This is a genomic window from Mesorhizobium sp. M2A.F.Ca.ET.039.01.1.1, from assembly GCF_003998035.1.
Lineage (GTDB): Bacteria > Pseudomonadota > Alphaproteobacteria > Rhizobiales > Rhizobiaceae > Mesorhizobium.
The window spans coordinates 1-2,750 of record NZ_RZRY01000766.1 but is presented as its reverse complement, the minus strand read 5'-3'; the positions used below and the strand labels follow the sequence as shown (position 1 = coordinate 2,750).

Annotated in this window: 4 protein-coding genes and 1 pseudogene; 2 read left to right on the top strand and 3 right to left on the bottom strand. The window is 64.0% G+C overall.

The window, feature by feature from the left end; all coding sequences use genetic code 11:
• The coding region (locus EOA24_RS33330) for a DUF1403 family protein (protein WP_127410548.1) at window positions 1-76 on the top strand (76 nt) is incomplete at its 5' end.
• Between the two features lie 3 nt (window positions 77-79).
• On the top strand, window positions 80-796 hold the full coding sequence (locus EOA24_RS33325) for an SMC-Scp complex subunit ScpB (protein ID WP_127410546.1): 717 nt from the start codon (window positions 80-82) through the stop codon (window positions 794-796).
• Between the two features lie 41 nt (window positions 797-837).
• Here EOA24_RS33325 and EOA24_RS43485 read toward each other — a convergent pair whose 3' ends face one another.
• The 3 genes and pseudogenes from EOA24_RS43485 to EOA24_RS33315 all read right to left on the bottom strand — a co-directional run bounded on the left by EOA24_RS43485 (window position 838) and on the right by EOA24_RS33315 (window position 2,744).
• A complete protein-coding gene (locus tag EOA24_RS43485; protein WP_245501910.1) occupies window positions 838-1,353 on the bottom strand; it encodes a hypothetical protein in 516 nt (171 codons plus the stop codon).
• Between the two features lie 72 nt (window positions 1,354-1,425).
• Window positions 1,426-1,869 (bottom strand): annotated as a pseudogene (locus EOA24_RS43480) (TniQ family protein); the annotation flags it as partial.
• Window positions 1,866-2,744: a TniB family NTP-binding protein gene (locus tag EOA24_RS33315; RefSeq protein ID WP_127410547.1), complete on the bottom strand. Its 879-nt coding sequence runs from the start codon at window positions 2,742-2,744 to the stop codon at window positions 1,866-1,868. The pseudogene EOA24_RS43480 and the gene EOA24_RS33315, both read right to left, overlap by 4 nt.
• Window positions 2,745-2,750: the final 6 nt, after the last annotated feature.

Here is a 2,750-nt window from a genome sequence, read left to right as displayed (position 1 = left end):
GTTCGACCGACTGGTCGATCTCGGCGCCGTGCGCGAGCTGTCCGGCCGAACCACGTTCCGCATCTACGGGCTTTAGGAAATGGCTGAAGCGGCGCGCAAGAGGCGAGGGCAGGGCCGGTCAGATGACCATCGATCAGGCGACCGCCTGTTCGATCGCGAGCTCGACCACCTGCCGGCGGAGGTTCGCTGGCGGGAGTGGATGGCCAGAGTCGAAGCGACGATCTTCGCGGCCAGCGAGCCGGTGACACGTGACACCCTGGCGCGTATCGTCGGCAAGAGCTGCAACATCGATCTCATCATCGATGATATCCGCGAGGAACTGCGCGGCCGGCCCTACGATCTGGTGGCGGTCGCCGGCGGCTGGAAGCATTTGACGCGCTCTGCCTACGGCGACGCTATTCACGCGGCCTTGGGCACCGGCGAGCAGGGGCAAAAGAACCTTTCGCAGTCGGAGGTACTCGTGCTGTTGACGATCGCCTACTTCCAGCCGATCACCCGAGCCGAGCTGTCCGCCTTCTTCGGCAAGGAAATCAGCCGCGACCTGATCGGCAATTTGCGCGGCTTCGGCCTGATCGCCTCAGGCCCACGCAGCCCGACCGCAGGCGCGCCATACACGTATGTCACGACCAAGGCGTTCCTGCTGCAGTTCGGGTTCGACACTCTGCGCGATCTCCCCGACATCGAAGCGCTTGAGGATGCAGGCCTGCTGTCGAAGGAGAAGCTGCTGGCGGGCGACATCATGCCGGGGTTTTCCAGTGACTGGGAAGAAGATGCGGGCGTCGCCGGTGACGAATAGCATGCTGCTCACCAGGGATGGGTGGTTCGCGGGCAGCAATCCTATCCGCGTGGGACCGCAAGAACACGGTGACGCTTCGTTTTGATCGCATCGTCAGTGGCGCGCGAATAGGCCTCGAGCAGAGCCGCAAGGTCGGCGCCGGTCGGGGGTGACCGCACGGACCTCGACGATCCTTGATGCTTGTCCATGAAATCCGCAAACTGCGCGATCAACTCGTCATGGCCGCCAGCAGCCAGGACGAGCCGACGTCGCCGGGCAACAGCATCGTCCTCATCTGCCGTCAACCAGCTGACAGGCTTGTCCGCCAGCCATTCGAAGCAGCGGATGCGCGAGGACGTGGACAGGTTCGTGAGCGTCTTCCCCAATGAGACGCCTGCAACGATAGGCGCGCCCAGCAGGCGCGAAGTCAGGTCGCCGATCGTCATCGATCCCTTGGCCATCTCCACCTTGCAGATATCGTCGATCGACCGTTCCAGCCGTCGTGCCGACGTTTTGACGAAGACCTTCGATGCCGTGCGCAGATCGAAGGCGCATCGGGCGCAGAAGTGCTGCGGCATCAGTTCGGTCTGGTCGAAGGATGCAATCCCGCTTCGACAGGCGGGACATCGATCCCGAAGACCGCGACCATGCACGAAGCACGAGATACGCGTCGCCAGCCGCCAGGGACGGCGAAAATACGGCACTTCGTCGCCGGCAAGGCACTGGGGACAATACTGCATCCAGGTCGAACGGTTCCGGCGGACGTTCTCGCGCAACGGCAGCAGGAGCGGCGTCAACGCTGGACCAGTCATCGCCATCGCCGATATCGTTTCGTGTGGAACGTCCGTCCGACCGGTCAGCAGGGTGGCGACCTCGCGTGGAAGCCGGAGATCGAGGCGCGGCGACCACATTCCGTCGCCCGACTCGAGGACGCTGGCGAATGGCCGCGGCGCGATACCGTTGGCGATGGCAAGGCGGTGGAGCCAGCTCGACAACAGCTCATCCGGCTGCGGGTCAATGGAAACGGGCCACCGATTCCGAACGACGTCCCCGTATCGCTCACGGATCTCGATGGCGAAGCGTGCTCCGCTCACAGCAGGCGGTCACGCACCGGCGCCCGGCGGCGCTTCGAGACGGGGATGTAGCGCAGCGCCTCGATGCCCGTTTTCGTTATCCGCTCCGCGCCAGACCTTGCCGCCGCCACGGCCGCCGCAGAGACGATCGCCACGATCTCGCCGATCAGGCCCTCGGAGATCTGGAAGATCATCCGCGCCATCGGTTCATCCGAGAGATCGGAAGCGCGGGCGAGCGGCATGGAGGCTTCGAGGCTGTCGAGCAGCGCGAGAAACTCCTCGCCATATTGCCATCGCGGCACTGCATGCAGGTCGAATCGGGTCGCCATTTCGGCGGTCTGGTTGATGAAGTCGTACACGGCGACCTCACCGATCAGAATCGGTGAAATGTCGAACTGGCGGCCGATCCTTCTGAGGAAGGCAAGAACCGCCTCGACGTCCCGCGTTCGGCCCCGCAGCGCATTGTGGAATTCGTCGAAGATCAGCATCCTGGGCTTCACGCTGTCGAACAGGCGATCGATTTGCTCGGCTTTGCGGCCGACACCACGACCCATGCCGGTTGGCGCTCGCAATGCCTCGAGGATGCTTCCATAGAAATGGGCGAGGCCCGCACCCTCACGCGTCTGGACCACCCACACCCGCTGCTGCTCGGCGGCTTTCAGATGTTCGACAGCAAACCGTTCGGCGATCATCGTCTTGCCGTTGGCATAGGGTCCGACGAGCATCAGGCCTCGGGTCCGCAACGCCGGCGGCCGGGACAGCAACTCGGCAAGGCGTCCATGCGCTTGGACTGCCACCTGATGTCCGATCCATCGCGGCGCCTGGATATAGGCGATCCGCTCTTCCATGCTGCGGTCAAGAACCGGGCGAACGTGGTCGAGCAGATGGTCCACCACGTCACC